The 22,284-nt window shown below is 55.0% G+C and carries 20 protein-coding genes, 1 tRNA gene and 1 pseudogene; 14 read left to right on the forward strand and 8 right to left on the reverse strand.

The genetic code is table 11. The annotated features are described in order from the left end of the window. Both QM579_RS12850 and QM579_RS12855 read right to left on the reverse strand, forming a co-directional pair. The coding region (locus tag QM579_RS12850) for a class I SAM-dependent methyltransferase (protein WP_414999531.1) at nucleotides 1-428 on the reverse strand (428 nt) is incomplete at its 3' end. Nucleotides 429-596: 168 nt separating this feature from the next. After that, nucleotides 597-1,715, reverse strand: coding sequence for a DUF362 domain-containing protein (locus tag QM579_RS12855; protein WP_414999532.1), 1,119 nt, complete (start codon nucleotides 1,713-1,715; stop codon nucleotides 597-599). Nucleotides 1,716-1,910: 195 nt separating this feature from the next. Here QM579_RS12855 and upp point away from each other — a divergent pair, with 195 nt between their 5' ends. The 3 genes from upp to QM579_RS12870 all read left to right on the forward strand — a co-directional run bounded on the left by upp (nucleotide 1,911) and on the right by QM579_RS12870 (nucleotide 4,130). Next, on the forward strand, nucleotides 1,911-2,537 hold the full coding sequence (upp, locus tag QM579_RS12860) for a uracil phosphoribosyltransferase (protein ID WP_414999533.1): 627 nt from the start codon (nucleotides 1,911-1,913) through the stop codon (nucleotides 2,535-2,537). Nucleotides 2,538-2,574: 37 nt separating this feature from the next. After that, nucleotides 2,575-3,834 (forward strand): uracil-xanthine permease family protein, encoded by a 1,260-nt coding sequence (locus QM579_RS12865; RefSeq protein ID WP_414999534.1) that lies wholly within the window; start codon nucleotides 2,575-2,577, stop codon nucleotides 3,832-3,834. Between the two features lie 131 nt (nucleotides 3,835-3,965). Further along, nucleotides 3,966-4,130: a chaperone protein gene (locus tag QM579_RS12870; RefSeq protein ID WP_414999535.1), complete on the forward strand. Its 165-nt coding sequence runs from the start codon at nucleotides 3,966-3,968 to the stop codon at nucleotides 4,128-4,130. 350 nt (nucleotides 4,131-4,480) lie between these two features. Here QM579_RS12870 and QM579_RS12875 read toward each other — a convergent pair whose 3' ends face one another. Further along, nucleotides 4,481-5,191 (reverse strand): hypothetical protein, encoded by a 711-nt coding sequence (locus QM579_RS12875; RefSeq protein ID WP_414999536.1) that lies wholly within the window; start codon nucleotides 5,189-5,191, stop codon nucleotides 4,481-4,483. Nucleotides 5,192-5,371: 180 nt separating this feature from the next. Here QM579_RS12875 and QM579_RS12880 point away from each other — a divergent pair, with 180 nt between their 5' ends. Next, the gene (locus tag QM579_RS12880) at nucleotides 5,372-6,562 is read left to right on the forward strand and encodes an HlyD family secretion protein (protein WP_414999537.1); all 1,191 of its coding nucleotides are present in this window, start codon (nucleotides 5,372-5,374) and stop codon (nucleotides 6,560-6,562) included. Between the two features lie 274 nt (nucleotides 6,563-6,836). On the opposite strand, the gene QM579_RS12885 is transcribed toward QM579_RS12880, so the two are convergent. Both QM579_RS12885 and QM579_RS12890 read right to left on the reverse strand, forming a co-directional pair. Continuing rightward, nucleotides 6,837-8,573 (reverse strand): YcaO-like family protein, encoded by a 1,737-nt coding sequence (locus QM579_RS12885; protein ID WP_414999538.1) that lies wholly within the window; start codon nucleotides 8,571-8,573, stop codon nucleotides 6,837-6,839. Beyond that, complete coding sequence (locus QM579_RS12890; protein WP_414999539.1) at nucleotides 8,570-9,292, reverse strand: class I SAM-dependent methyltransferase; 723 nt, start codon at nucleotides 9,290-9,292, stop codon at nucleotides 8,570-8,572. Before QM579_RS12890 ends, QM579_RS12885 begins: the two co-directional genes overlap by 4 nt. Before the next feature lie 237 nt (nucleotides 9,293-9,529). Between QM579_RS12890 and QM579_RS12895 the strand changes: the two genes are divergently transcribed. Both QM579_RS12895 and QM579_RS12900 read left to right on the forward strand, forming a co-directional pair. Continuing rightward, nucleotides 9,530-10,378 carry a 50S ribosomal protein L11 methyltransferase gene (locus QM579_RS12895; RefSeq protein ID WP_414999540.1) on the forward strand — a complete coding sequence of 283 codons (849 nt, stop codon included), beginning with the start codon at nucleotides 9,530-9,532 and terminating at the stop codon, nucleotides 10,376-10,378. Between the two features lie 21 nt (nucleotides 10,379-10,399). Next, nucleotides 10,400-10,789: a hypothetical protein gene (locus tag QM579_RS12900; RefSeq protein WP_414999541.1), complete on the forward strand. Its 390-nt coding sequence runs from the start codon at nucleotides 10,400-10,402 to the stop codon at nucleotides 10,787-10,789. Here the strand turns inward: QM579_RS12900 and QM579_RS12905 are convergent. Continuing rightward, nucleotides 10,761-11,675, reverse strand: coding sequence for a peptidoglycan DD-metalloendopeptidase family protein (locus QM579_RS12905; RefSeq protein ID WP_414999542.1), 915 nt, complete (start codon nucleotides 11,673-11,675; stop codon nucleotides 10,761-10,763). The two genes, QM579_RS12900 and QM579_RS12905, sit on opposite strands and share 29 nt — an antisense overlap. 229 nt (nucleotides 11,676-11,904) lie before the next feature. Between QM579_RS12905 and QM579_RS12910 the strand changes: the two genes are divergently transcribed. The 4 genes from QM579_RS12910 to QM579_RS12925 all read left to right on the forward strand — a co-directional run bounded on the left by QM579_RS12910 (nucleotide 11,905) and on the right by QM579_RS12925 (nucleotide 15,897). Further along, on the forward strand, nucleotides 11,905-12,765 hold the full coding sequence (locus QM579_RS12910; protein ID WP_414999543.1) for a pirin family protein: 861 nt from the start codon (nucleotides 11,905-11,907) through the stop codon (nucleotides 12,763-12,765). A 289-nt stretch (nucleotides 12,766-13,054) separates the two neighbouring features. Beyond that, on the forward strand, nucleotides 13,055-14,110 hold the full coding sequence (locus tag QM579_RS12915) for a metal ABC transporter substrate-binding protein (protein ID WP_414999544.1): 1,056 nt from the start codon (nucleotides 13,055-13,057) through the stop codon (nucleotides 14,108-14,110). Beyond that, a complete protein-coding gene (locus QM579_RS12920) occupies nucleotides 14,097-15,038 on the forward strand; it encodes a metal ABC transporter ATP-binding protein (protein WP_414999545.1) in 942 nt (313 codons plus the stop codon). The genes QM579_RS12915 and QM579_RS12920 overlap by 14 nt, the downstream gene beginning before the upstream one ends. Then, the gene (locus QM579_RS12925) at nucleotides 15,031-15,897 is read left to right on the forward strand and encodes a metal ABC transporter permease (RefSeq protein WP_414999546.1); all 867 of its coding nucleotides are present in this window, start codon (nucleotides 15,031-15,033) and stop codon (nucleotides 15,895-15,897) included. The genes QM579_RS12920 and QM579_RS12925 overlap by 8 nt, the downstream gene beginning before the upstream one ends. A gap of 227 nt (nucleotides 15,898-16,124) precedes the next feature. Here the strand turns inward: QM579_RS12925 and tpx are convergent, their stop codons facing one another. Continuing rightward, nucleotides 16,125-16,628, reverse strand: a complete 504-nt coding sequence (gene tpx / locus QM579_RS12930) for a thiol peroxidase (protein ID WP_183718140.1) — start codon at nucleotides 16,626-16,628, stop codon at nucleotides 16,125-16,127. A 286-nt stretch (nucleotides 16,629-16,914) separates the two neighbouring features. Between tpx and hslU the strand changes: the two genes are divergently transcribed. Continuing rightward, the gene (gene hslU, locus QM579_RS12935; protein WP_414999547.1) at nucleotides 16,915-18,228 is read left to right on the forward strand and encodes an ATP-dependent protease ATPase subunit HslU; all 1,314 of its coding nucleotides are present in this window, start codon (nucleotides 16,915-16,917) and stop codon (nucleotides 18,226-18,228) included. Nucleotides 18,229-19,100: 872 nt separating this feature from the next. Here hslU and QM579_RS12940 read toward each other — a convergent pair. Continuing rightward, nucleotides 19,101-19,176, reverse strand: a tRNA-Lys gene (locus QM579_RS12940). Between the two features lie 171 nt (nucleotides 19,177-19,347). Here QM579_RS12940 and QM579_RS12945 point away from each other — a divergent pair. The 3 genes and pseudogenes from QM579_RS12945 to QM579_RS12955 form a co-directional block, all read left to right on the forward strand. After that, nucleotides 19,348-21,264 (forward strand): cytochrome c biogenesis protein CcdA, encoded by a 1,917-nt coding sequence (locus tag QM579_RS12945; RefSeq protein WP_414999548.1) that lies wholly within the window; start codon nucleotides 19,348-19,350, stop codon nucleotides 21,262-21,264. A 128-nt stretch (nucleotides 21,265-21,392) separates the two neighbouring features. Then, on the forward strand, nucleotides 21,393-21,869 hold the full coding sequence (locus tag QM579_RS12950; RefSeq protein ID WP_414999549.1) for a chemotaxis protein CheW: 477 nt from the start codon (nucleotides 21,393-21,395) through the stop codon (nucleotides 21,867-21,869). Between the two features lie 210 nt (nucleotides 21,870-22,079). Further along, nucleotides 22,080-22,284: pseudogene (locus QM579_RS12955) on the forward strand (GNAT family N-acetyltransferase); the annotation flags it as partial.

Consider the following 22,284-nt stretch of genomic DNA (forward strand, 5'->3'; position numbering starts at 1 on the left):
ACAACCCAGCCGGAAGCGGCGCGCATAAGTTTTTCACGGCTTTCATCGCTATCAATGGCTGGAGTCATTGAAGCGAAAACGATGTCAAAGCGTTGGCTTGCATCAAAATCGTCCCAGCCGGAATGGACAGTAGTGATGTTGGTGATACCCATAGTTGTTGCGTCATCTTGCAGCAGGCGCAACATTTCGTCTGAAACGTCCAGGGCCGTGACGCTTTGGGCCATGCGCGCCAGCCGCAACGTATACATGCCGCTGCCGCTGCCCACATCCAGAACGCTTTTGCCGCTGAAATCCACTCCCGCGTCCTTGATTCGTTGCAGCATGCCAGCCTCATAGGTTTGATCGCCTTCTTCAAACCGTGGAAATGTGCGCGCTCGGGCGTTCCAGTATTCCTGCTGTGTTTTTTGCTTGCTGGTCGTATTCTTCATGCCTTGTGGCCTCCTCATGTGGCTGTCATTTTATTAAAAAGGAAGCTGTATTTACGCCGGAAATTTGCAGAACATTTGTCGCCTGTAATGACAACGGGCCGGAATACTTCTGTAGTAAAGAAGATTCCGGCCCGTCAGCAAGATGGTGTGCAGCGTCTCTGTACGGCGTTAAACCTTTACAAGCTCGTACTTGCGGCTGCCGAGGCCAATTTCTTCACCATACTGGAGCTGCACCGGACCGCGCGTGTTGGGCCAGCGAGCCGTGAATTTGTCCAGTTTTTCAGCCTTGTCCTGCTTTTCGCCCTTTTCTTTCTTTTCGCCAGACAGGCTGGGCGCTTTGTTTACAAGGTCAAAGCAGGCCTGGTCCAGGGCGACGGGATCTGTGGAGGCCAGTATGCCCACGTCGGGAACCATAGGCATGTCGCTCCAGCCCACGCAGTCGCAGTCGGGCGTGACGTTGATAACAAAGTTGATGTAGCAGATGCGCTTTTTTCTGCCCTTGACGACGCCGTAGGCGTATTCGGTCATGCGCTCCATAAAGGGTTCCATTTCCGCTTCCCATTCAATGTCGATGGCGGCGACAGGGCAGACGGTCATACATTCAAAACAGCCCACACAGCGCGAAATGTCCACCTTACTTTTCTTTTTGTGCATGCTCAGGGCGTCCTGCGGGCAGGAGCGCACGCACTTGCCGCAGCCAATACAGGTGTCTTCGTTCACGCTCACGTGGGTAGCGTGCTGTTCTTTTTTACCGCGTACTGAAGCTCCGCCCATTGCAAGGTTTTTGATCGCGCCGCCGAACCCGGCCATCTGATGTCCCTTGAAATGGCTTAACACCACCAGGGCTGGGGCCTTGCTGATTTCAGTTGCGATATGCACGTCTTTGAAGTGTTTGCAGTTGACGCGCACGGGCACGTCGTTTTCGCCAAACAGTCCGTCGGCAATAACGACAGGGGCTGCCACTACGGAAGGCGAAAATCCGTGCCGGTAGGCGGTTTGCAGATGGTCAACGGCATTATGCCTGCTGCCGGAGTAAAGCGTTGTGGTGTCTGTAAGAAAAGCCTTGCCGCCAGCAGCGGAGATTTTGTCCACCACCTGACGTACCAGCGTGGGGTTCAGGTGCGTGTCATTGCCGTATTCGCCAAAGTGCAGCTTTACGGCCGTCAGCTCATTTTTTTTGATAAATTTTTTGAAGTTAAGGGCGTCGCACAGACGGGCTACCTTGGCGAGCTTGCTTTCTTCGTGCGAGCGGGAATGGGTATCTGTATAAAATACTTTGGCTGGCATGTGATTCCTCCAGATTATCAACTTTTTCTTATTTTCTCACCATCGGTCTTTACAGGCAAGAAGAACTGCGCGGTCAGAAGTGATGTTTGATGCAGGCGTGCATATTGCTTGACAAACGACGGCCTCAAGAATAACCTTGTTAAGATTTATTACTTATGAAAACAATATGTTAGTCAATGACTATAAGGAGGGCCCATGGCCGTTTATGTTGTAGATCATCCCCTTGTTCGCCACAAGATCGGCATTTTGCGCATGGAGTCTACCTCCACCAGTGAATTCCGCAGTGTATCCAATGAAGTGGCGGGCCTGCTTATTTATGAAGCCACCAAGGGTTTTCGCACTGAGAAGCACATTGTGCAGGGTTGGGCCGGGCCTGTGGAGATTGAGGCCATTTCCGGCAAAAAAGTAACTGTCGTCCCTATCCTGCGTGCAGGTATTGGTCTTATGGACGGCGTGCTGGACATGATCCCCGGCGCCAAGATCAGCGTTGTGGGGCTGTACCGCAATGAAGAAACTCTTCAGCCAGTAGAGTACTATGTCAAGCTCGCCAGTGATATGGACCAGCGGCTTGCCATTATTCTTGACCCGATGCTGGCCACGGGCGGTTCGCTTATTGCCACCATTGAACTTCTGAAACGCCACGGCTGCCGTAACATATGCAGCCTCAATCTGGTGTGCGCGCCCGAAGGCCTTGCCAAGGTACAGGCGGCTCACCCTGATGTGGACATATACACCGCAGCCATTGACGATCATCTCAACGAAGATGGCTATATCATTCCTGGCCTTGGTGATGCCGGGGACCGTATTTTCGGCACCAAGTAACGCTGCTGTCCACCCTGTAAAGACATCGAGGCCGCATATGAGCTCAGCCAGCCCACGGCGGGAGTATTTACCCACCGACTATAACCTGCGCTTCAGGGATTGCCTGATTGGCGCGCAGATGCTTTTTGTGGCCTTTGGCGCGCTGGTGCTGGTGCCCATTCTTACTGGGCTGGACAGCAACGTGGCCCTGTTTACCGCAGGGGTAGGCACTTTGCTGTTTCAGATCTGCACCAGAGGCAAGGTGCCCATATTCCTTGCGTCTTCTTTTGCCTTTATTGCACCCATAATCTACGGGGTACAGACCTGGGGCATGGCCCAGACCCTTGGCGGTCTGGTGTGTTCGGGTTTTGTCTATTTTATTCTGAGCGGTCTTATTCGCTGGCGTGGCATCGACGTGGTGCTGCGTGTGCTGCCGCCAGTGGTTACCGGGCCTGTCATTATGGTTATCGGCCTGATTCTGGCCCCGGTTGCCGTAAATATGGCTCTGGGCAAAACCGGCGACGGCGCGGTGCAGCTGGTGCCCGAAGAAACGGCCCTGTGGGTTTCGATGACGTCCTTGCTGGTCACGGTGCTCGTGTCGCTGCTAGGTAAGGGATTTCTGCGCCTCATGCCCATATTGTGCGGCATTGTGGCCGGGTTTGCGGCAGCACTTTACTTTGGTCTGGGCGACTGGACAAAGGTGGCCGCAACTCCGTGGATGAGTCTTCCCAACTTTACCTCCCCCGAGTTTGCCTGGGAACCCATTCTTTTTATCATGCCCATAACTTTGGCGCCTGCCATTGAACATTTTGGCGATATTGTGGCCATCAGCTCCATAACGGGCAAGGATTATCTTAAAGATCCCGGCGTGCACACCACAATGTTCGGCGACGGCGTGGCCACTATGGCCGCAGGTATGGTGGGCGGCCCGCCCTGCACAACCTATGCAGAAGTTATCGGCGCGGTAAGTCTGACGCGAGTGTTCAATCCCGCTGTCATGACATGGGCGGCGCTGACGGCCATTCTGCTTTCTTTTGTTTCAAAAATCGGCGCATTTCTGTCGTCCATTCCTGTGCCAGTTATGGGCGGCATCATGATTTTGCTCTTTGGGGCCATCATGGTTGTTGGTCTGAATACCCTTGTGCGCGCTGGCAAAGATTTGATGGAGCCAAGAAATATGATTATTGTGGCTCTTATCATAATCTTCGGCGTTGGCGGCATGCAGTTCAGCATTGGCAGTTTCAAACTGGGCGGCATCGGCCTTGCTGCGGTGACAGGCGTGGCGCTTAACCTCTTTTTGCCGCGCAGCCGCACCTAGGCTGTACCAGCATAAATTCGGGTTTATAATTTCTACAGCCCACCTGACGGCTTTTGGGCGTCAGGTGGGCTGTATCTTTTGGACCAAGTGTGGTAGTTTGGCATCAAGTTAGCCGAAAAAGGAGGACTCCTATGGCTGAGAAAAAAGTTAATGACGATTACACCACTTGCCCCGCCTGTTGCGGCACTGGGAAAAATCAGGACAATACCGTGTGCTTTGAGTGCAATGGAACCGGCAAAAGGCAGGATGCATGCACCGTGCCCGCTGGAGCGGAGCATGACGGCGTATGTGACTAGAGCAATTTCGTTTTGAAATTGCTCCAAAAGCTGTTGTAAACAAAAACTGTTCACACCGTTATCGGCGTAGCGTCCTCAAGCCTTGAGAGAGCGTGTTCTCAAGTCAGCCAAAGTATGGGCGACCTGCCGCGTATATTTTGCCAATCTTTGATACATGAAAAGCCCCGGTCATTATGACCGGGGCTTTTCGTATCTTCTATCGCTGAACTGCGGCAGGGCTGATCAGGACATGCCTAGGGCAGATCAACTTTGAGACCGCATGTTCTCATGGGGCCCGGCAGGCTCTGTGCGCCCCTCCACGGCGGGCGTCAGCTTATGCAGTCGCCAGAGCGTCGCATAATGAAAGTCCTCTACAGGCTGCGTTCTTCCAGACCACCCTTTGAAGATGCCTTGTTGGGCGGTTCGGTGACGGGCTGCAGGCCGGGAACCACGTCGTGTACCTCGGTGGGCGGCAGAAGCGGGTTGGAGGCCGTGCGCTCAATGATCTTGCTGTCGCGTACAAAGACCGTGCAGGACAAACCAAAGCACTCATTGATGGCAGCGATCGTGCCCTTGAGAACTTCAGTGCTGTTCTGCGGCGGCGGCACAAGCAGATAGTAGGTGCGCGAACGCCCGCCCATGCGCGGTTCGACCATGCAGGAGACGATCCATTCGTCCTGTCCGTCATTGTTCCAGTCAGCTATAGCCACCATATTGACAGTTACGGTCTGGGTTGCGTGGCTTATGCGAAACCCGTTATCCCAATGTTTGACGCGGCTGTCAGGAAGCATGGTTGCGGCAAAGGTGTTGCCCAGATAAACATCGTGCGTGGATTCGCCCACCATAAACGATGGCGAAAGCCGTTTGAAGAGCTCTTCTCCATAGCTTTTGTAGCCTGCAAACGACATAGGAGCCACATAGGAGCCCTTGTCGTCCAGCAGGTCGCGGGCTTGAAGTTCTTTGGGCATAGCCTTGGCCATGCGGATAAACTGATCTTTTTCCACCACAACCACGGGGCGTGTGGAACAGCCAAAAAGCAGGCCGCCCAGACAGAGCAGGGCGCAAAAACGCGCGATGGACATGATGATTTGTTCTCCTGGCGGAGTTTTGACATGAAGCCGGGAAATGCGGCGATGCAGCCTTTGTATGCGCCCGCCCCGGCCTTGTAAAGCCTGTTTTGCATAAATACGCCGCGAGATCTGGTACGGTATCTGCATACTTTTTTCAAGACCATACGACACGCTTCAAGCCAAGGAACTGTCATGTCCGAAGCATTGTATATAGAAATGCCCGCCCGCAAGAAGGGTGGACCCCGCCCCTTGTGGTTGCGCCTTTTGCCCTTGTGGGGGCTTTTGCTGATTTGTGCAGGCGGCGTCTTATGGTGGCTGGCCCAAGGGCGTATTGTTAGTGACCGGGCCATGCTGGACGCTATGGTGCATGTAGTTGCGCCTGAATTTTCTGCTCCCGTTGAAGTTTTTTATGTAAAAGAAGGCGACCACGTGCTCCGTGGGCAACCCCTGTTGCGTATGAACGCCCGTGCCTACAGTGCCCGCATTGGCGAGGCCGGGCGCGAAGCCGCTGCCTTGCGCAGCATGGCCGGGCCGCCCACAATGGAAGAAACTGCCGCCAGGCTCAAGGCCGCGCAGGATGCGGAGCAGGATATGGTGCGCCGTCTGGCTCTGGCCCGTAATGAAGAAGACGCGAAACTGCAGTTGCGGCAAGAGCGTGTGTCCACCCATGTACGGCTACAGTTGCAACTGCGGTCTCTGGACAGTCAGGGGGGCGAAAGATCTGCGGGAAAAAATCGGTATGCCGAGGCAACTCAGGCCGAAGCGCAAGCCCGCAGGCATATGGAACAGGCCAAGGTGGAATTTGAAGAGGCCAGCCGCATGCGCGCTGCTCTGGAGCAGGAACTTGGCCGCATCCGGCAGGAAACGCTGCGCTTCAAGCAGATGGCTTCGCAGCAGCGGTATGCGCCTGTGACTCCCAATGCCCAAAGATCTCAGCCTGTGCAGGTGGATGCTAATCTGTACGCTCCCGTTGACAGCCGCGTGCTGCGGGTTCTGGGAGTTCCCGGCCGGTCGGCGCAGCGTGGCGAAGCCCTGATTCTGCTGTTGCCCGAAGGCGCGTCAGTAACTGAAAACTATTGGGTGCTGGCCTATTTTTCTGGTGACAGAACAGATGTCATACAGCCCGGCCAACCCTGCCTTATAGAACTGGAGGGTGGTTTGAGCCTGCGCGGCGCTGTGAATGATGTTCTTGCGCCGCAGCCGTTGCCTGCAAACCCGCAAGTTGCTCAGGGCGCAAAACCCGCGGAACGGGCAGCGGCTCCTGCTGTTTATACGCCCGTGCGCGTCAGTATTGTTCCGGGCGACAGCCCTTTGCCCGTGCCTGGTTCAGCAGTAAACTGCGTAGTGCTTACGCGCAACGTATGGGGATTTTACGGCCTGTAGGCAACCAGCAGGGCCACGGCGGCAGGGCGCTTTCAATTATGGTATTTTATGCTGCGGGAATCTTTTGAAAAAATTTCCGCAATGCACTTTACCCTCAGTAAGCCCGCTTTTATTTCAGTTTTTCGTCTTATGTGCCGCCAGAAGTTTTTGTGCAGGCTCAAATTGAAATGTTCAATATAATGAAATGACAGCGGCGCGGATTTGCATAAATCCGCGCCGCTGGTTGTTGGCAGGTATGCGGCCTGAGACCGTATTCTTTATTTGGAAAGGCTGTTTATCCTTCCAGTTGGGCCAGATGCTGTCGGGCGAAATCCAGATTGGGGTCAAGTTCAAGCGCTGCGGCCAGATGCTGACGCGCTTCTTCATTTTTGCCCAGGAATTTTTCGCACAGGCCAAGATTGGCAAGGTCCATAGCGGAGCCTTTGTCTACCCGCAGCACGGCTGCAAAGGCGTCAGCAGCCATAGCGTAGTTTCCTGTCTTGAAATGGGCCACGCCCAGCAGGTTTCCGTACTCTTTCATTTCCGGGCACAGTTCAACAGCCTTTGCCAGCGCGGGGATGGCTTCAGCCCAGTGCCCCTGAAGGGTCTCTGTATAGCCCAGATAAAAGGCTGCAAGAGCCTGGGCGTCTGCACCGGGTTGCAGGGGTATGGCCGCGGCGAACAGAGCGCTGGCGCTGTTCCAGTCTTCGGCACGCAGGGCCAGCATACCCTTGAAGAAGGGCAGAAAATGCGCATTGGGGTAGCACTCTTCAAGAACTTCCAGGCCTTCCAGAGCGGTGGGGGCGTCGGCTTCTTCCACCAGCTTGCGGCCCACAAAGAGGCCCAGGCTTTGATTGAGGTCACGCTCTCTGAACGCCATGCCCGGCACAATGTTGTAGTGGGCGGGAATACCCAGGCGGGGATGGGTTGTTTCCACCGCATACATCGTCAAGGGGCGCAGGCCTTCAAGGGCTGTAAGAAGCTCCTGCTTGATATCGTTGTTTTCCACTGTGGGCAGGCTGTCCAGGCTGGCAGTGGGGCCGTCGAAAAGCCATGCCGCTTCTTCAAGAGTATTGAACTTTGACAGGCCTGACGCCTCGTAGCAGGCGTTGGTGCAAAAATCTCCCGCAAGCTGGGCAATTTCCGTCACGGCGCGGATGGCAGCCTTGGCCGGAGACGCTGCCGTGCCTGCTGTGAATACGATTTCAGAGCTTTTGCCGATGGTGGTGGGGTCCCAGGCAATGGCAGCAACTGTGGGCAGCGGCATATCCAGAGAAAAATCCTTGAGCACAATGTGTACGCCCTCTCTGGCAAAGGCCTCAAGCAGCTGGCAGAGCACAGGGTCGTGGCAGGAGGCAGGATCAATGCTGGGGGTAACGAGGCGTTCACGGTCTGCCAGGCAGCACACGTGGCGCTCAATCAGTTCGCTCAGGCCCTGCAGCAGGGATTCTTCGGGGCTATTGCCTGCTGAGGTTCCGTTGAACTCGCCCAACAGCTTGAACCAGTCCAGTGGCAGCCAGACCGTGCTTTCATCGGGCAGGCGCGTGGCCGGGTAGAAACTCCAGCTGATGAGATCCAGCACTTTGCGCGCTTTTGCTTCGTCCAGTTCTTCATTGACTGAGCGCAGCATTTCTTGCAGCGGCAGCAGGGCATCGCCAAATCGCGCTTCCGCCTCGCTCCACGTGGCGCGCACCATATGCGGGCGCTCTTGCCAGAAGCTGAAAAAGGCATAGCGTTCCATCAATTCCATAAGAGCAGAGGCCTCGGCCTGCTCCGGCGAGGAACCCTTGCCCATCTGTTTGCGGGTGGGCATGACCCGACGGGCGTCTGCGCCGCATACGCTCAGGAAAACGGGTATGCCCAACCTGTTCACGTCCACCCTGGTGGTACGGGCCAGAATGTCCAAATCAGCCTCGGTAAGCCGTTGGCGTACACGCGCAATAGTTTGCGGCGGGCTCATTGTTTTGTCGAGGTCGCGGGTGTAGCCCTTGGGGCAAGGGACAAGGCGAATGCAGGGCAAGTGGCTGTTCATGAACGCTCCAGAATCAAAATACTGTAAACGCGGCGCTGTTCTTCGCCGTCGTCGTCGTGGGTTTTTACGCCAATGCGGCCTTCAGTAACCTTGAAGGTTTTTGAAGCCACTTTGGCAAAATGGGGTTTGGCGCGGGCCATGTCTGTGCAGAACAGAGCCTTGCCGCCGGGGGCAAGGTGACGGTCTACAAACTTCACCAGCGGTCTGTGCAGTTCTTCAAGATAAAGAATTTCCGAAGCGGCCATGAGGTCAAAGCCCTGGCTGAATCGCGGATCACGCCCAGGGGCGGTCACGTCCACGCGGGCCACTTCAATAATATCCTGCATGTTGTTGCGCAGTACATTGGCCCGTGCAAAGCGCAGGGCTTCTTCAACCACGTCGCTGAGCACGATACGGCTGAAGCCGTAACGGGCAGCAATCAGGCTAAGAACGCCGCATCCGGCGCCCAGTTCCAGCAGGTTTTTGCCCTGCGGTTCATACTTGCGCAGCAGCCGCCCCAGTACAAAAGAGCCGGGCCATACCTTGGCCCACAGGGGCAGGTCTTTCAACGGATCGCGGATGGCATGCTTTTGCAGCAGCTTGTCCAGATGGGACTGCATATTGTTGATGGACAGAATTTGCAGAGGATTTTCATCAATCTGCATGGGCTCGAAATCCACATCAAAGTCGGCGCGGATCACGGCGAGAAGGTTTTTCAGTTCTTCCGTGCTTGTAGGCATGTGCTTTCCTTGAAAAAAGCGAATTACAAAGGGGAGTGCAAACCATTTTTTTACTAGGAATCCTCCCGTATGGCAATATGCTACGGATTTTAGGGATTATTGCCAGAGCAAGGAGCGTCTTGTTGCCTGTTGTGCCAGAATTGCGGGATGTCCGGAAACGACGCCCTCGACCACAGGGGCAAAGTCTGTCATGCTGGCCTGACTTTTCAGCCTGTCACAGCAAAACAGAGATGGATCATGAAGAATATTTTTCAGCTTGAGATCATTGTGGATGAAAACGCCTATGACATTGCCGTGGGCCTTTTAACCCTGGAAGTTTCCTTCGGCTGGGAGGAAGAAAGCCTGCCCACAGGCGAGAGCCGTTTTCGCATACACTGTGAAAATGCCGAATTTATCGAAGGGCTGCGCAGCACTTTTGAAGCGCGTGTGCCCTCGGCAAAATGCAAAATGCAAACTCTTGAAGCGCAGGACTGGCTTGCAGCGTGGCGGCAGTTTTTTACGCCCGTGCCGTGTGGCAAGCGCTTTGTGGTTCTGCCGCCCTGGCTGGCAGACACTCAGGACTTTCCCTGCCGCATCAAGGTACTTATTGAACCCAAAAGCGCTTTTGGCACCGGGCATCATGCAACAACCGCCCTGTGTCTTATGGTGTTGAGCGACCTGATTGACGCGGGGCGCGTATCACCCGGCGAGACTTTTCTGGATCTTGGCACGGGATCTGGCGTGCTTGGCATTGCCTGCTGCAAAAGTGGTCTCAAGGGCGAAGGCCTTGATATCGACGCGCTTGCCGTGGAAAACGCGCTGGAAAATCGCGTGCTCAACCATGTGGAAGAATTTGCAGTGGCGCAGGGCAGCATAGATGCCGTGCCGGGTAAAACGTATGACGTGGTATTGGCAAATATTCTTGCCCGCCCGCTTATTGAGCTTGCGCCGCTTATTGTGCAGGCCTGCAAACCCGGCGCGTGCCTCGTCCTTTCAGGATTGCTGGAAATTCAGGCTGACAGCGTTGAAGAAGCGTACATGGCCCAGTGCCTGCCCAAACCCCGCCGGGTATTGGACGGGGAATGGTGCGCTTTGGTGTGGGAATAATCTGTGCGGAGTTGTCCGGTCATGATGGCTGCTGCCCTGGGGCTGCTCCAGAATGGCGGACAACGCGTTGCAGCTGCGGAACGAATTCTGTCGGATCAGCCTCAGGTTTACTGGCTGCCCCCTGAGACTGCTTTTTTATGGGCCTGGGGTCTCATGCTGGCTTTTGGAGCTGGCATGCAGGCTCTGGGCCTGTTTTTTCGCCAAAAATTTCTTGTTCTTGCCGGGGCGGCTCTTGTTTGCGGGGCCGCCGTTATGGACCGTGATCCCACGCTGTTTGTGGGGCAGATATTGCTGACAGCGGGTCTGGCGACCTTATATGTCAGCAGGGCAAAGAAACAGCGCGCGGGCGTGATACGCAAACCCGGTAGAAAACACGCCCGGATCAGTGCCTGTCCTCCCAGCGGGGAATAGGCGGCGGCGTGTAATTTTCAAGTTCCTTGAGGCTGCGTCCCGCCCGCGCCGGGCGGCCATCGCGTCCACGCATCACAGGACCACAGGTCTGCGGTGTCAGCTGTTCCGGTATGTCTTCCGGGGCCGGGCGCAGAACGTCTTCGCCTCTGGTCAGAAAGGGCAGGGGGTCGACAAGCTTGCCCGATGTGTCACGCAGGCCGAAGTGCAGGTGCGCCCCGGTTGTGCGGCCTGTGCAGCCCACCAGTCCCACAGGTGTTCCCTGTGATACTTCCTGCCCCTTTTTTACCAGCGTCTTTCCCAGATGGGCATAGCGTGCCGTCATGCCGTCGTCCTGAAGAATATCCACCACAACGCCGGATAAACCATCCTTGCCAGCATGCATGACCTTGCCGCTACGAAAGGCCACAACAGGCCAGTCCAGACGGGCACGCAGGTCAATGCCGCTGTGATCGCGCACCACCATGCCTCGGCGGCTCAGCCATGTGGGCATGCGGCGCGGTCCGAAGGGGGAGGTAAGCAGTTCCTTGAGCGGTGGCAACTGGCGTGGAGCAAGAACAGATGGCAGTGTGCCGTCGGGTGTTTCCGGCTGTTTGTTGTCTTCCGTCAGGTTTTTCTTTTCCTCAGCCTGATTTTGAAGTTTGCCCTCGGGCTGGTTTTCTTCAGGCTTGGGGGCAGAGTCTGGTGCAGTTACGGGGTCAGGGAGGGGAGCTGGTGTAAGGGCAGGGGCAGGTTCCGGCATTGATTCAGACGGTGTTACGGAGGCTGCATCCGCTTTATTGTTTTCCTGCATGGAGCGATTGCCGGTATTTTGAGCAGCCGATTCCGGCACAGGATACAGGACGGCGAACATGACCAGCAGAATTGAGGCAACAAGGCTACTATGCATGGTTTTGGCCGATTGGCGGTTACGCCGGATATATATTGGAGAACAGGTGACCGCCAGAGGGATTTTGTGAGGCGGCAGCGATATGGACGGGTTGCCCCCGGCGCTGTTTTCTGTTTACTTGAAACAGGGCTTGCAGGCCGAAATGGCAGAAGCATACCGCCTTGGTACAGCATTCCACTATTGTCGGCAAGTTTTCCACACCTGTGCACGCCCGTCCAAAGGAGCTGCTATGAAAAAGCGCGCTATTGCTGAACTGGTCACAGGCCGAAAGGCCATTGATGGAGCTGGCGTACACCTTGTGCGTGTGCTTGGTTCGCCCACAGTACGCAATTTTGACCCATTTCTCATGCTGGACGCATTTGATTCTGAAAATCCTCAGGATTATATTAAAGGTTTCCCGACACATCCGCACCGTGGCATTGAAACCTTCACCTATCTTATGCGCGGGCGCATTGATCATGAAGACAGCCTTGGCAATGCAGGAAGCATCATCGACGGCGGCTGCCAGTGGATGACGGCAGGCAGCGGCATACTGCATCAGGAGATGCCCCAGGTATCCCGCCGCATGCTAGGCCTGCAGCTATGGATCAACCTGCCGCGCGCGCGCAAGATGGTCGATCCCGAATACAGGGACATCAAGGCCGATATGGTGCCGAAAGTGGAGGAGGGCGGTGCTCTCGTATCCGTGGTAGCCGGGGAATACGACGGTGTTTCCGGGGCTACCAGGGGCGATCATGTGGACGTGATGTTTCTGGATGTAACGCTGAAGCCCGGCGCACTCTGGACTGTGGCCACCAAGCCGCAGGACACGGTTTTTGCCTATATGGTTGAAGGCATCTGCGAACTGGCTGGCGGCGATGGCGAAATTCCGCATCGAAACGCTTGCCTGTTCACTCCCGGTGAGGCGGTGAGCCTTGTGGGCGGCCCCGAGGGCGCGCGATTTGTGCTGGTTTCCGGCGCGCCCCTGCGTGAACCAGTGGCCTGGGGCGGCCCCATTGTCATGAACACGGACGAAGAATTGAAGCAGGCTTTTTTTGAGCTGGAAGACGGCACATTTATACGGCACGCACCCAAGGGAAAAGCGGGTTGAAGGCATGATGCAGCCAAAATAACTGAGTAATTTCACATTGAAATGCTCAGGTGGCTGCGTGAGCAGACGCCCGCCGTGGAAGCGCAAGCGCGATTTATTCGCGCGGTTGAACGCCGTAGCGAGCGTGTCTTGAACTTTGGAATATATATTCTCAAAGTTCATCTGCTCTAAATAAGGCCGTCTTCAAGGCGGCCTTTCTGTATTGCCCTATGCCTCTCCCATGCTGCCTTGACAGGCCCATAGTGGAGGCATAACCAAGAACATTGATCTGGTGAAATGGAGTAATACTATGAAAAAAAGCATATTTACGGTTTTTCGTCATGGCGCCGCCGCTGCTTTGATTGCGGTCAGCCTCGCAGGCTTGGGGCTGTTTGCACCGCAGGGTGTTTCCGCTGCTTCAAATCAGGGCACGCTGCGTATTCTTGCCACAACCTACCCCGTATATCTTCTTGCGCGTAATGTGGTTCAAAACAGGCCGGGCGCTCAGGTTGACCTGCTTATTCCGGCCCAGACTGGCTGCCCCCACGACTATGCCCTGACCCCCAAGGACATGCAGAAACTGGCTCAGGCCGACGTGCTGCTGCTCAATGGGCTTGGTCTGGATGATTTTATGCAGAAAGCTTTGCCCAATGCCAAGCCGGGTTTGGTTGTGGTGGACAGCAGCACCGGAATCACCCCTGTGATGGAAGCTGATGGCGAAGAAGACGAGCATCAGGAAGCTTCGGACGCGCACGGCGGGCATGACCACGCAGCTGTCAGTCACGAACATGAGGAAGGCGAGCACGATCACGCACACGAGCATGGCCATGTCCACGATCACGGTGGCGTGAACCCTCATGCCTTTGCAAGCCCCGTACAGGCTGGCATTATGGTAAAGAATATGGCTGATGGTCTTGCCAAGGCCGACCCGCAGCATGCCGCCACGTATGAGGCCAACGCCCAAGCTTATGGAAAGGTTCTGGCGAATCTGGGTGAACGGCTTTCAACGCTGGGCAACAAGTCATCCAACAAGGGAATTGCGCTCATGCACGACGCCCTGGTTTATATGGCGCGTGATGGCGGCCTTGAAGTTGTAGCTGTTATTCAGGAAAATGAAGAAGCGCAGCCTTCGGCTGCACGTCTGCTCAAGGTGGCTGAGGTGCTGCGCGAGCATAAGCCCGCCCTCATCGCAAGCGAGCCGCAGTATTCGGACAAGGCTGTGCAAACCCTCTCTCGCGAAGTTGGGATTCCCTCAGCCCAACTGGATTCCCTGGCCTCTGGCCCGGCAAATCCGTCGCTGGACCATTATGAAAAAACTATGAACAACAACATCAACATCCTTGAGAAGTATTTTGAGCAGCGCTGATAATTCCGCTCCTGCCCTTGTTTTTGATCATGTATGCGTGTGCCGTGGCGGAAGGCTCATCCTGGAAGATGTGTGCGCCACGGTGCCCGCTGGCAGCAGTACCGTGCTGGTTGGCCCCAACGGGGCGGGCAAGACCACGCTGCTGCTCTGCCTGATCGGTGAAATGAACTATACTGGCCGTATTGAAGCGGCAGGCCTTTCAGGCCTGCCGCGCACGGCCTATGTGCCGCAGCATCTGCATATGGATGCAAGCCTGCCCCTGCGCGTGAGCGAGTTTTTGGCGCTGAACAGGCAGCGACGCCCGTTGTGGTTTGGGCTTAAGCATTCCATTTGCGGGCAGGCGCGGGAACTGCTGGCTCTGGTGCAGGCTGAAAAGCTTGAAAATCGCCGTCTGAGTGATCTTTCCGGCGGCGAAATGCGCCGGGTGCTGCTGGCTGCGGCCCTTGCCCGCGAACCTCGCCTGCTGGTGCTGGACGAACCCGCTGCCGGGGTTGACGTGCAGGGTGAGCGCCTGTTCTGGGAGGTACTTAACAAAGTTCGTTTGCAGCAAAGCTTCACCCAGATAATGGTCAGCCATAACCTCTCATTGGCTGCGCATTACGCAACCCACGTCATTTGCCTCAACAAGAACGTCTGCGCAGAAGGCGCGCCTCATGAAGCCCTTGGAGCTTCAACGCTTATGGAGCTTTTTGGTGTGCCCATTCACCTTTACCCGGACCAGTGCGATCCTGCTGATCCCGGCTGCCCCCAGTGCGGCGCCGTGTGCGCGCCGGAAAAGATTCTGCCGGAATACTCCAGTGTACAGCGCCGTGGCGGGGCAGTGACCCCGGAGCATTTTTTGACGCAAGGGCACTGCTCTGATGGGGCAAAGGGCGGGCCTGCGGGCGAACCTGCACGCTCTGCCGCCGGGGAGGCAGATCATGCCTGATCTTACATTATTATATGATCTTCTGGGGCGTTTGCCGCTGGATTGTCTGCAGATGCGTTTTATGCAACAGGCCTTGCTGGGCTTGCTTCTGTTGGCTCCGATGGCTTCTGTGCTCGGGGTGGAAGTCATCAGCTTTCGTATGGCTTTTTTTTCAGACGCTATCGGCCATTCTGCATTTGCCGGGGTGGCTTTGGGCCTGATCCTTGCCATTAACCCGCGAATTTCCATGCCCCTTTTCGGTCTGCTGGTGGGGTTGGGCATAATGGCCGTGCGTCGGCGGAGCAATCTTTCCGGCGATACGGTCATTGGCATCGTGTTTTCTGCCGTGGTGGCTTTCGGGCTGGCTGTGGTCAGCCGTGCCCCCGGCGTGGGGCGCGACATGCAGCGTTTTTTATACGGTGATATCCTTACCATTACGGAAGACGAAACTGGCTTTCTGGTTCTGCTTTTCCTCGTCATGATGCTTTTTCAGATAATTGGATACAACCGACTGCTGTATATAGCCCTCAACCCCGTTATGGCCCGTGTTCACGGGGTACGTGTTGCCCTGTGGCAATACAGTTTTGCCGGCCTGCTGGCTCTGGTGGTCATGTTTTCCGTCTGGGCGGTCGGCGTGCTGCTTGTGACCGCGCTGCTCATCGTGCCAGCGGCAACGGCTCGTAATCTGGCCACCACAGCGGGCGGTATGTTCTGGTGGGCGCTTGTTGTGGGCTTGAGCTCGGCTTTTATCGGCCTTGTTCTCTCTGCACAGGAGTGGATGGCCACAGCCAGCGGGGCCACAGTGATTCTTGTAGCTTGCTGCTGGTTTGGCATAAGCGCTCTTGTGGCAGGCGTGCGCGGGAGCCGCAAGGCAGCCTGACGCAAAAATTGTTGCTTCGCATTCGGAGGAAGCTTGAACCGCCTGCGATGATTTGTTGTCAAATCACCGCCGCAAAATTGTCGTAGCCGGGTTTTGTTCGCCGTTGCGCAAGTGTTTCAAGCAATATCAGCTTTAAATAGTCAGATGTTTTTCAATATGAAAGCCTCTCTGCCTTGGCAGGGAGGCTTTCATTGTGCGCTGGCACGGAAGGGCAGTGTGCCTGCGCTTTATGCTAGTTTTTTAACAACAGCCAGGGCGGCGTCATAATCCGGTTCGCTGGCAACTTCGGGAACAAGCTGGGTATAGGCCACTGTGCCGTCAGGAGCCACAATCACGATGGCGCGGGCCAGCAGACGCAGTTCGTCAATAAGCAGGCCGTAATCTTTGCCGAAATCTCTTTCCTTGTAGTCAGAAAGGGTTTCAACAGACTGAACGCCAGCAGCGCCGCACCAGCGGGCCTGGGCAAAGGGCAGGTCGCAGCTTACGGCCACGATGCGCACCTTGTCTGAAAGAGCGGCTGCTTCCTTGTTGAAGCGGCGCACTTCCATATCGCATGTAGGAGTATCAAGAGAGGGCACGCTCACCAGTACCAGCACCTTGCCCGCATAATCCTTGAGGCTGCGGGGGCTAAGGTCGTTGGCGGCCAGGGTGAAGTCCGGAGCTTTCTGCCCGACTGTGGGCTGATTGCCGATCAGGTGCAAAGGGGTGCCCTTGAAAGTAACTGTATTCATACAAACTCCTTGTGCCTTTGTTTGTGAAACCACTGTGCTACAAGAGCTTTACCTAGTCAATAATTATTCTCAACAGCAATGTGTGACTGCCGGACCTGTGTTAGATCCAAGCATTCTGGCAGAACCTCATAATGTCAAATCCCGGGCAAAGCGTCGAGCGAATAATGCCCCAATTTTTGCGTCATATCAGTGACGCCCCATTGTGCGCCAAATTTGCGCTGCGCCATTGCCATACCGTGTACAGTGCCTATATTGATAGATAGAGCAAACTTAGCAGGAGCGATTGATGAGCACCTTGACACCCCGTGAAATTGTGGCCGAACTGGATAAATTTGTCGTGGGCCAGGAGCAGGCCAAGCGTATGGTTGCCGTTGCCGTGCGAAACCGCTGGCGCAGGCAGCATCTGCCTCTTGAATTGCGCGACGAGGTTTCCCCCAAGAACATCATTATGATGGGCCCCACTGGCGTAGGCAAAACCGAAATTGCACGCCGCCTGGCCAAACTTTCGGGCGCGCCTTTTATCAAGGTGGAGGCCACCAAGTTCACTGAAGTGGGCTACGTTGGACGGGACGTGGAATCTATGGTGCGGGATTTGATGGAAATCGGCATAAATCTTGTGCGCGACGAGGAAAACTCCCGCGTGCGCAAGGCTGCCGAAGCCGCGGCGGAATCGCGCCTTATGGATCTTTTGCTGCCCGGTTCTTTCGGGCCGGAAGACCGTGTATCCACGCGCGAAAAGCTGTTGCAGCAGTTCAGGCTTGGCTTTCTGGACAGCCGCGAAGTGGAAATGGAAGTGACGGAAATGGGCGGCGGTGGAGTGGATATTTTTGCCATTCCCGGTATGGAGCAGATGGGTGGACAGGTCAAGGACATGTTCAGCAAAGCTTTTCCGCCCAAGCGCAGCCGCCGCAAAATGAAGGTCAGAGATGCCTTCAATGTGCTGGTTCAGGAAGAATCGGGCAAGCTTGTAGATCAGGATGCTCTGGTCGAGCGCGCCAAGGAACGAGTGGAGCAGACCGGCATTATTTTTATTGACGAAATAGACAAGATAGCCAGCTCGTCACAAAACCGCACATCAGACATTTCGCGCGAAGGTGTGCAACGTGACCTGCTGCCCATAGTGGAAGGCAGCGCCGTGAACACCAAGTACGGCATGGTGCGCACAGACCACATCCTGTTTATTGCGGCGGGCGCGTTTCATTTCAGCAAACCTTCGGACATGATTCCCGAACTTCAGGGGCGCTTTCCTCTGCGCGTGGAGCTTCAGGCTCTGGGCCGCGAGGAATTTTTGCGCATTCTTACGGAGCCTGACAACGCCCTTACCAAGCAATATGAAGCCCTGTTGGGAACAGAGCAGATTCGCTTGAGTTTCACCGAAGACGGATTGGAAGAAGTTGCCGCCTTTGCGGAAGACATCAATTCGCGCACAGAAAATATCGGGGCGCGCCGCCTGTACACCATTATGGAAAAAATTCTGTCTGACATCTCTTTTGACGCGCCGGAAATGCCTGGCGCACAGATTGTGGTCAACAAGGCCTATGTGGCAGAGCATCTGCAAGACGTGCGCAATGACCAGGATTTGACGCAGTACATTCTGTAATATCTTTTACTGAACATCTGTGTAAGTGAGCCTTTTTGCCAAAAAGAGGCTCACTTTTTTTGTTAGAGCATTAAAACTTTAAAAAAGTTTGAATGCTCTAACACGGCACAAGAATGCAGCGCACCGCAACGTGGCGTGAGTTCTGACAAAAATCGCATCTGGGAACATAGTGACAACTTAGAAATGTGATGCATTTCAAAATTAATCTGCTCTAGGGGCTGTTTCTACAGACAGGCATTGAGCGGCAGGCGTATCCGCCCTGATCATTTTGGGGCGCTGTGTGGTACAAACCGCGTGTGCCCGCAAGGGGTCAGATGTGGCAGCAATGCTCCCTGCGCGAATACTCTTTTCTTTACTGGCTAGTGCTTACGCTCACGTCTGGCATAAAAAGGGCCGCTTTTCACGCTACAGGGGTAAAGTCCATTATTTGAAAATAACGCCGAACGAATTTGATTGGCCGGGATATATGGATTTATCCCAAACTGGTGTGGTATCTTTATGGCGCTGGCATAAGTGAATGATGGACTTGCGCCTGCAGTAGGGATAAAATGTTGCTAATGCTGAGCTACTTAACGCCTTCCCTCCGGGATCACATACCGTCTGTCGCCAGTGCGGCCATAGCCCGCCTCATCGCGAGGAACAATAGGCCTGTGCCCCAAGTTGCGTCGGCCATGAAAAGACCTTTCGAGCCGCTCTCACAGAGGGATGTGTACTGCGGTAGAGCTTTTATATGCGCGTCTGTAAACGCAGCCATGCTGTATATGGCTGCGGCATGCGCTGCTGCGCGTACTTGTGTTCTTGAAGAACTGGTGTGCTGTGTTGCAAATACCAAAAAAGGTTCGTGGCTTTTAACCACGAACCTTTGTTTTTTCTGGTGGGCCATCAGGGACTCGAACCCCGAACCAACTGATTAAGAGTCAGCTGCTCTACCAATTGAGCTAATGACCCGCATTGCGTGAAAAAGGGTTTACGCTGATGGGTACCCTCTGTCAAGCAAGTTTATAAAAAAAATGAGAACAAAGAGTTAATATGTTGAAATTAAATGCTTTATTTTTAACAAAGCTTTTTAACCAAAAAACAAATCCGCTGATCTTACGGCTGATTCCTTTATGTATAGCCTTGTTCATCTTTGTTTTTTCTTGTCAGGCATGGGCAAATACCCTTGCAGCCCGGCTTGAAACGGCTCTGGACGGTGACACTGTTGTTGGCGCTCTGCACCTGACGTTGCCCAAGAGCGTTCACGCCTACGCGCACAACCCGGGCGACGCGGGCCGCCCCACAACCCTGCGGTTCAGTGTCGATGGCGGCGTTCCACAAGCCGTGTGGTATCCTGAAGGCGCTGTGCAACGGGATTTTTATGATCCTTCGGCAACTATTTTTGTCTATGAAGATGAAGTGACCCTTTATGTACTACTGGCTCGCGCAGATGAAGGAAAGCCTTTCACGGCAGACATAAGCATGCTTTTGTGTTCCACGCGCAATTGCATGCCTGTTAATCAGCAGGTGACAGGGGCAGTGCCCCGCGCGACGCAATCTCTTGAGGCGATGCCCTGGGCCGCGCAATGGCGCAATCTGAAAAAACTGCCGCCCAAATTTTTTGAAGGGGATGCAACGCAGGCCTTGCCTGCGTTTGACGGAGCTTCAGCTGCGGCTGTTCCTCTGGATTCGCAAGCGGGTGCGGGCCAGACAGGCCGATCTGAGGGAATTGCCCGCTGGCTGGAATCTCAGGGAGAAACGCTGGGCCAGAAGGACGGCGAACCTGCAATGGGCGAGGGGCAGACGCAAAAGGCCTTGCCCCCTATGGATGATTTTATAAGCTTGACCCCACGGTATATGAATGAATCTGTGGAAATATCAGGTCTCGGCAAGGCCTTGCTTTTTGGCATACTGGCCGGGCTGCTGCTGAACGCCATGCCCTGTGTGCTGCCTGTGCTGACATTTAAGGTGAGCGGCCTGCTTATGGTGGGTGGCTGCGACAAGGAAGGACTCAAGCATTTCAGGCGGCACAACATATGCTTTGCAGCCGGGGTCATGACCCTGTTCAGCGCCTTGGCCCTTGTGCTGGGGCTGGCGGATCTCATGTGGGGGCAGCTGTATCAGAACCAGGCCGTGTTGCTGGTCATGCTGCTGCTGGTATTTCTTATGGGCTTGTCAATGATGGGTGTCTTTACTCTGCCTGTCATTGACCTCAAAACGGGCACGAACACCAAAAATCCCTGCCTTCAGGCCTACTTTACCGGGCTTGTCTCTACCTTTCTGGCAACACCGTGCAGCGGACCCTTGCTGGGCGGCGTGCTGGGGTGGGCCTTCACACAGCCTCTTATGGTGGTTGTAGTCGTTTTTTGGGCTGTAGGCCTTGGGATGGCCCTGCCATATGTACTTTTTAGCATATGGCCCGTTCTTGCGCGTATTTTGCCCAAGCCCGGGGCATGGATGCATGTTTTTGAACGCGTGGTGGGATTTTTTCTTATGGGCACCGCCTTGTATCTGCTTTCCATTCTTCCGGTGGAAAAACACATGCAAGTTTTAAGCGTGCTGCTGGTCGTTGCGTTGTGCGCCTGGCTTTGGGGGCAGTATTGCAGCATATCTGCGCCGCCTCTGCGTCGTCGCGTTGTAGGCCTTGCCTGTCTGGGGCTTTTGCTGGCCTCCTTTGCGTGGGTTCTTCGCCCCGTGTCTCCCTTGCCACAATGGCGGGATTTTAATCCGCAAACATTTGAGGCAACTTTGGGCAAAAAGCCCTTGCTGCTGGAATTTACTGCCGACTGGTGCCCCAACTGCAAATTTATGGAAGCTACCGTGTTGACGGACCAGCGTTTGCGCCGCTTGCAGGCCCTCTATGGCATGGAGCTTGTGCGCGTGGATCTTACCAGCGCCAATGCCTATGCCGTACGCCTTCTGGAGGCGCTGGGCAGCAAGAGCATTCCCCTTACTGCGCTTTTTCCCGCAGGGGACATGTCTACGTCGCCGCTGGTTTTGCGCGATGTGTACGGAAGTGAGAGTCTTGAACAGGCCATGCGTGACGCATTTGGACCGTAGAGTTTTTTTATCGGCCCTATGGTGCTTTACCAATTTGCCGATAAGCCCTACAGTAGGTACTGGTTGGGCCGAGGCTGAGGCTGGCGGCCTTTAGTAGGTTGAGCGGCTGGTTGCAATAAGGAGCGCACATGGATTTGAGTCAGAGAAAGCAGGAAGACGAACTTCTGCAACTGGTGACCTTCAGCATCGGTGAAGAGGAATTCGGGGTAAATATCCTGAAAGTGCAGGAAATTATCCGCACTATGGAGATCACCAGGGTGCCTCGCGCTCCCGAGTTTGTGGAAGGCGTCATCAATTTGCGTGGAAAGGTGATTCCCATCATTGATCTGCGCCGCCGTTTCGGTCTTGCGTCCAAAGCGCACGACAAAAACACGCGGATCATTGTTATTGAAATCAACAATATCATCGTGGGCTTTGTGGTGGATGCCGTTTCCGAAGTACTGCGCATTCCCGCCAGCACGGTGGAACCGCCGCCACCAGTGGTTGCCGGAGTTGATTCGGACTACATCAGCGGCGTCGGCAAGCTTCAGGACCGTCTGCTTATTATGCTGGACCTGGACAAGCTGCTTTCCAACGATGATATGGAAATGCTTGGCGGCATCTAGGGCAGACTAGCGGGTATGTTGCAGAAACAGTGGTTTCTGCAAAGCCAGCGTCGAACTGCACGGGTATCTGTTTTGGCCGTCTGCCATTATATTGGCACGGTGCAGGTGTTCCGTAATGGTGGCGTGTAAAGAATTTTTGGGCGAAAGCTGAACGGCTTTCGCCCATTTTGCGTATGCGCTTTCCATAGCATTTCAAGCAGCGGAGAATATATGCCCATATCCATTTCAATTGTCAGTAAAAGAAAGAAGGATTTTCTTGATCTTCTTTTGCTCGGCGATGAGCAGGAAGACATGATCGACCGCTACCTTGAGCGAGGTGATCTTTTTGTCCTGCACGATCAGGGGGTCAAGTGCGTCTGCGTGGTCACGCAGGAAGCGGATGGCGTGGTTGAAATAAAAAATCTGGCCACAGAAG

Origin of the sequence: Desulfovibrio sp. (assembly GCF_047607245.1) — a bacterium.
GTDB lineage: Bacteria > Desulfobacterota > Desulfovibrionia > Desulfovibrionales > Desulfovibrionaceae > Desulfovibrio.

Coding starts and splice junctions, on each gene's coding strand:
- QM579_RS12855 (WP_414999532.1), bottom strand. CDS start 1,715: ATGCCAGCCAAAGTATTTTATACAGATACCCATTCCCGCTCGCACGAA.
- QM579_RS12890 (WP_414999539.1), bottom strand. CDS start 9,292: ATGCCTACAAGCACGGAAGAACTGAAAAACCTTCTCGCCGTGATCCGC.
- QM579_RS12950 (WP_414999549.1), top strand. CDS start 21,393: ATGGATTTGAGTCAGAGAAAGCAGGAAGACGAACTTCTGCAACTGGTG.
- QM579_RS12880 (WP_414999537.1), top strand. CDS start 5,372: ATGTCCGAAGCATTGTATATAGAAATGCCCGCCCGCAAGAAGGGTGGA.
- QM579_RS12885 (WP_414999538.1), bottom strand. CDS start 8,573: ATGAACAGCCACTTGCCCTGCATTCGCCTTGTCCCTTGCCCCAAGGGC.
- QM579_RS12870 (WP_414999535.1), top strand. CDS start 3,966: ATGGCTGAGAAAAAAGTTAATGACGATTACACCACTTGCCCCGCCTGT.
- QM579_RS12875 (WP_414999536.1), bottom strand. CDS start 5,191: ATGTCCATCGCGCGTTTTTGCGCCCTGCTCTGTCTGGGCGGCCTGCTT.
- QM579_RS12910 (WP_414999543.1), top strand. CDS start 11,905: ATGAAAAAGCGCGCTATTGCTGAACTGGTCACAGGCCGAAAGGCCATT.
- QM579_RS12865 (WP_414999534.1), top strand. CDS start 2,575: ATGAGCTCAGCCAGCCCACGGCGGGAGTATTTACCCACCGACTATAAC.
- hslU (WP_414999547.1), top strand. CDS start 16,915: ATGAGCACCTTGACACCCCGTGAAATTGTGGCCGAACTGGATAAATTT.
- QM579_RS12895 (WP_414999540.1), top strand. CDS start 9,530: ATGAAGAATATTTTTCAGCTTGAGATCATTGTGGATGAAAACGCCTAT.
- QM579_RS12925 (WP_414999546.1), top strand. CDS start 15,031: ATGCCTGATCTTACATTATTATATGATCTTCTGGGGCGTTTGCCGCTG.
- upp (WP_414999533.1), top strand. CDS start 1,911: ATGGCCGTTTATGTTGTAGATCATCCCCTTGTTCGCCACAAGATCGGC.
- QM579_RS12900 (WP_414999541.1), top strand. CDS start 10,400: ATGATGGCTGCTGCCCTGGGGCTGCTCCAGAATGGCGGACAACGCGTT.
- QM579_RS12905 (WP_414999542.1), bottom strand. CDS start 11,675: ATGCATAGTAGCCTTGTTGCCTCAATTCTGCTGGTCATGTTCGCCGTC.
- tpx (WP_183718140.1), bottom strand. CDS start 16,628: ATGAATACAGTTACTTTCAAGGGCACCCCTTTGCACCTGATCGGCAAT.
- QM579_RS12915 (WP_414999544.1), top strand. CDS start 13,055: ATGAAAAAAAGCATATTTACGGTTTTTCGTCATGGCGCCGCCGCTGCT.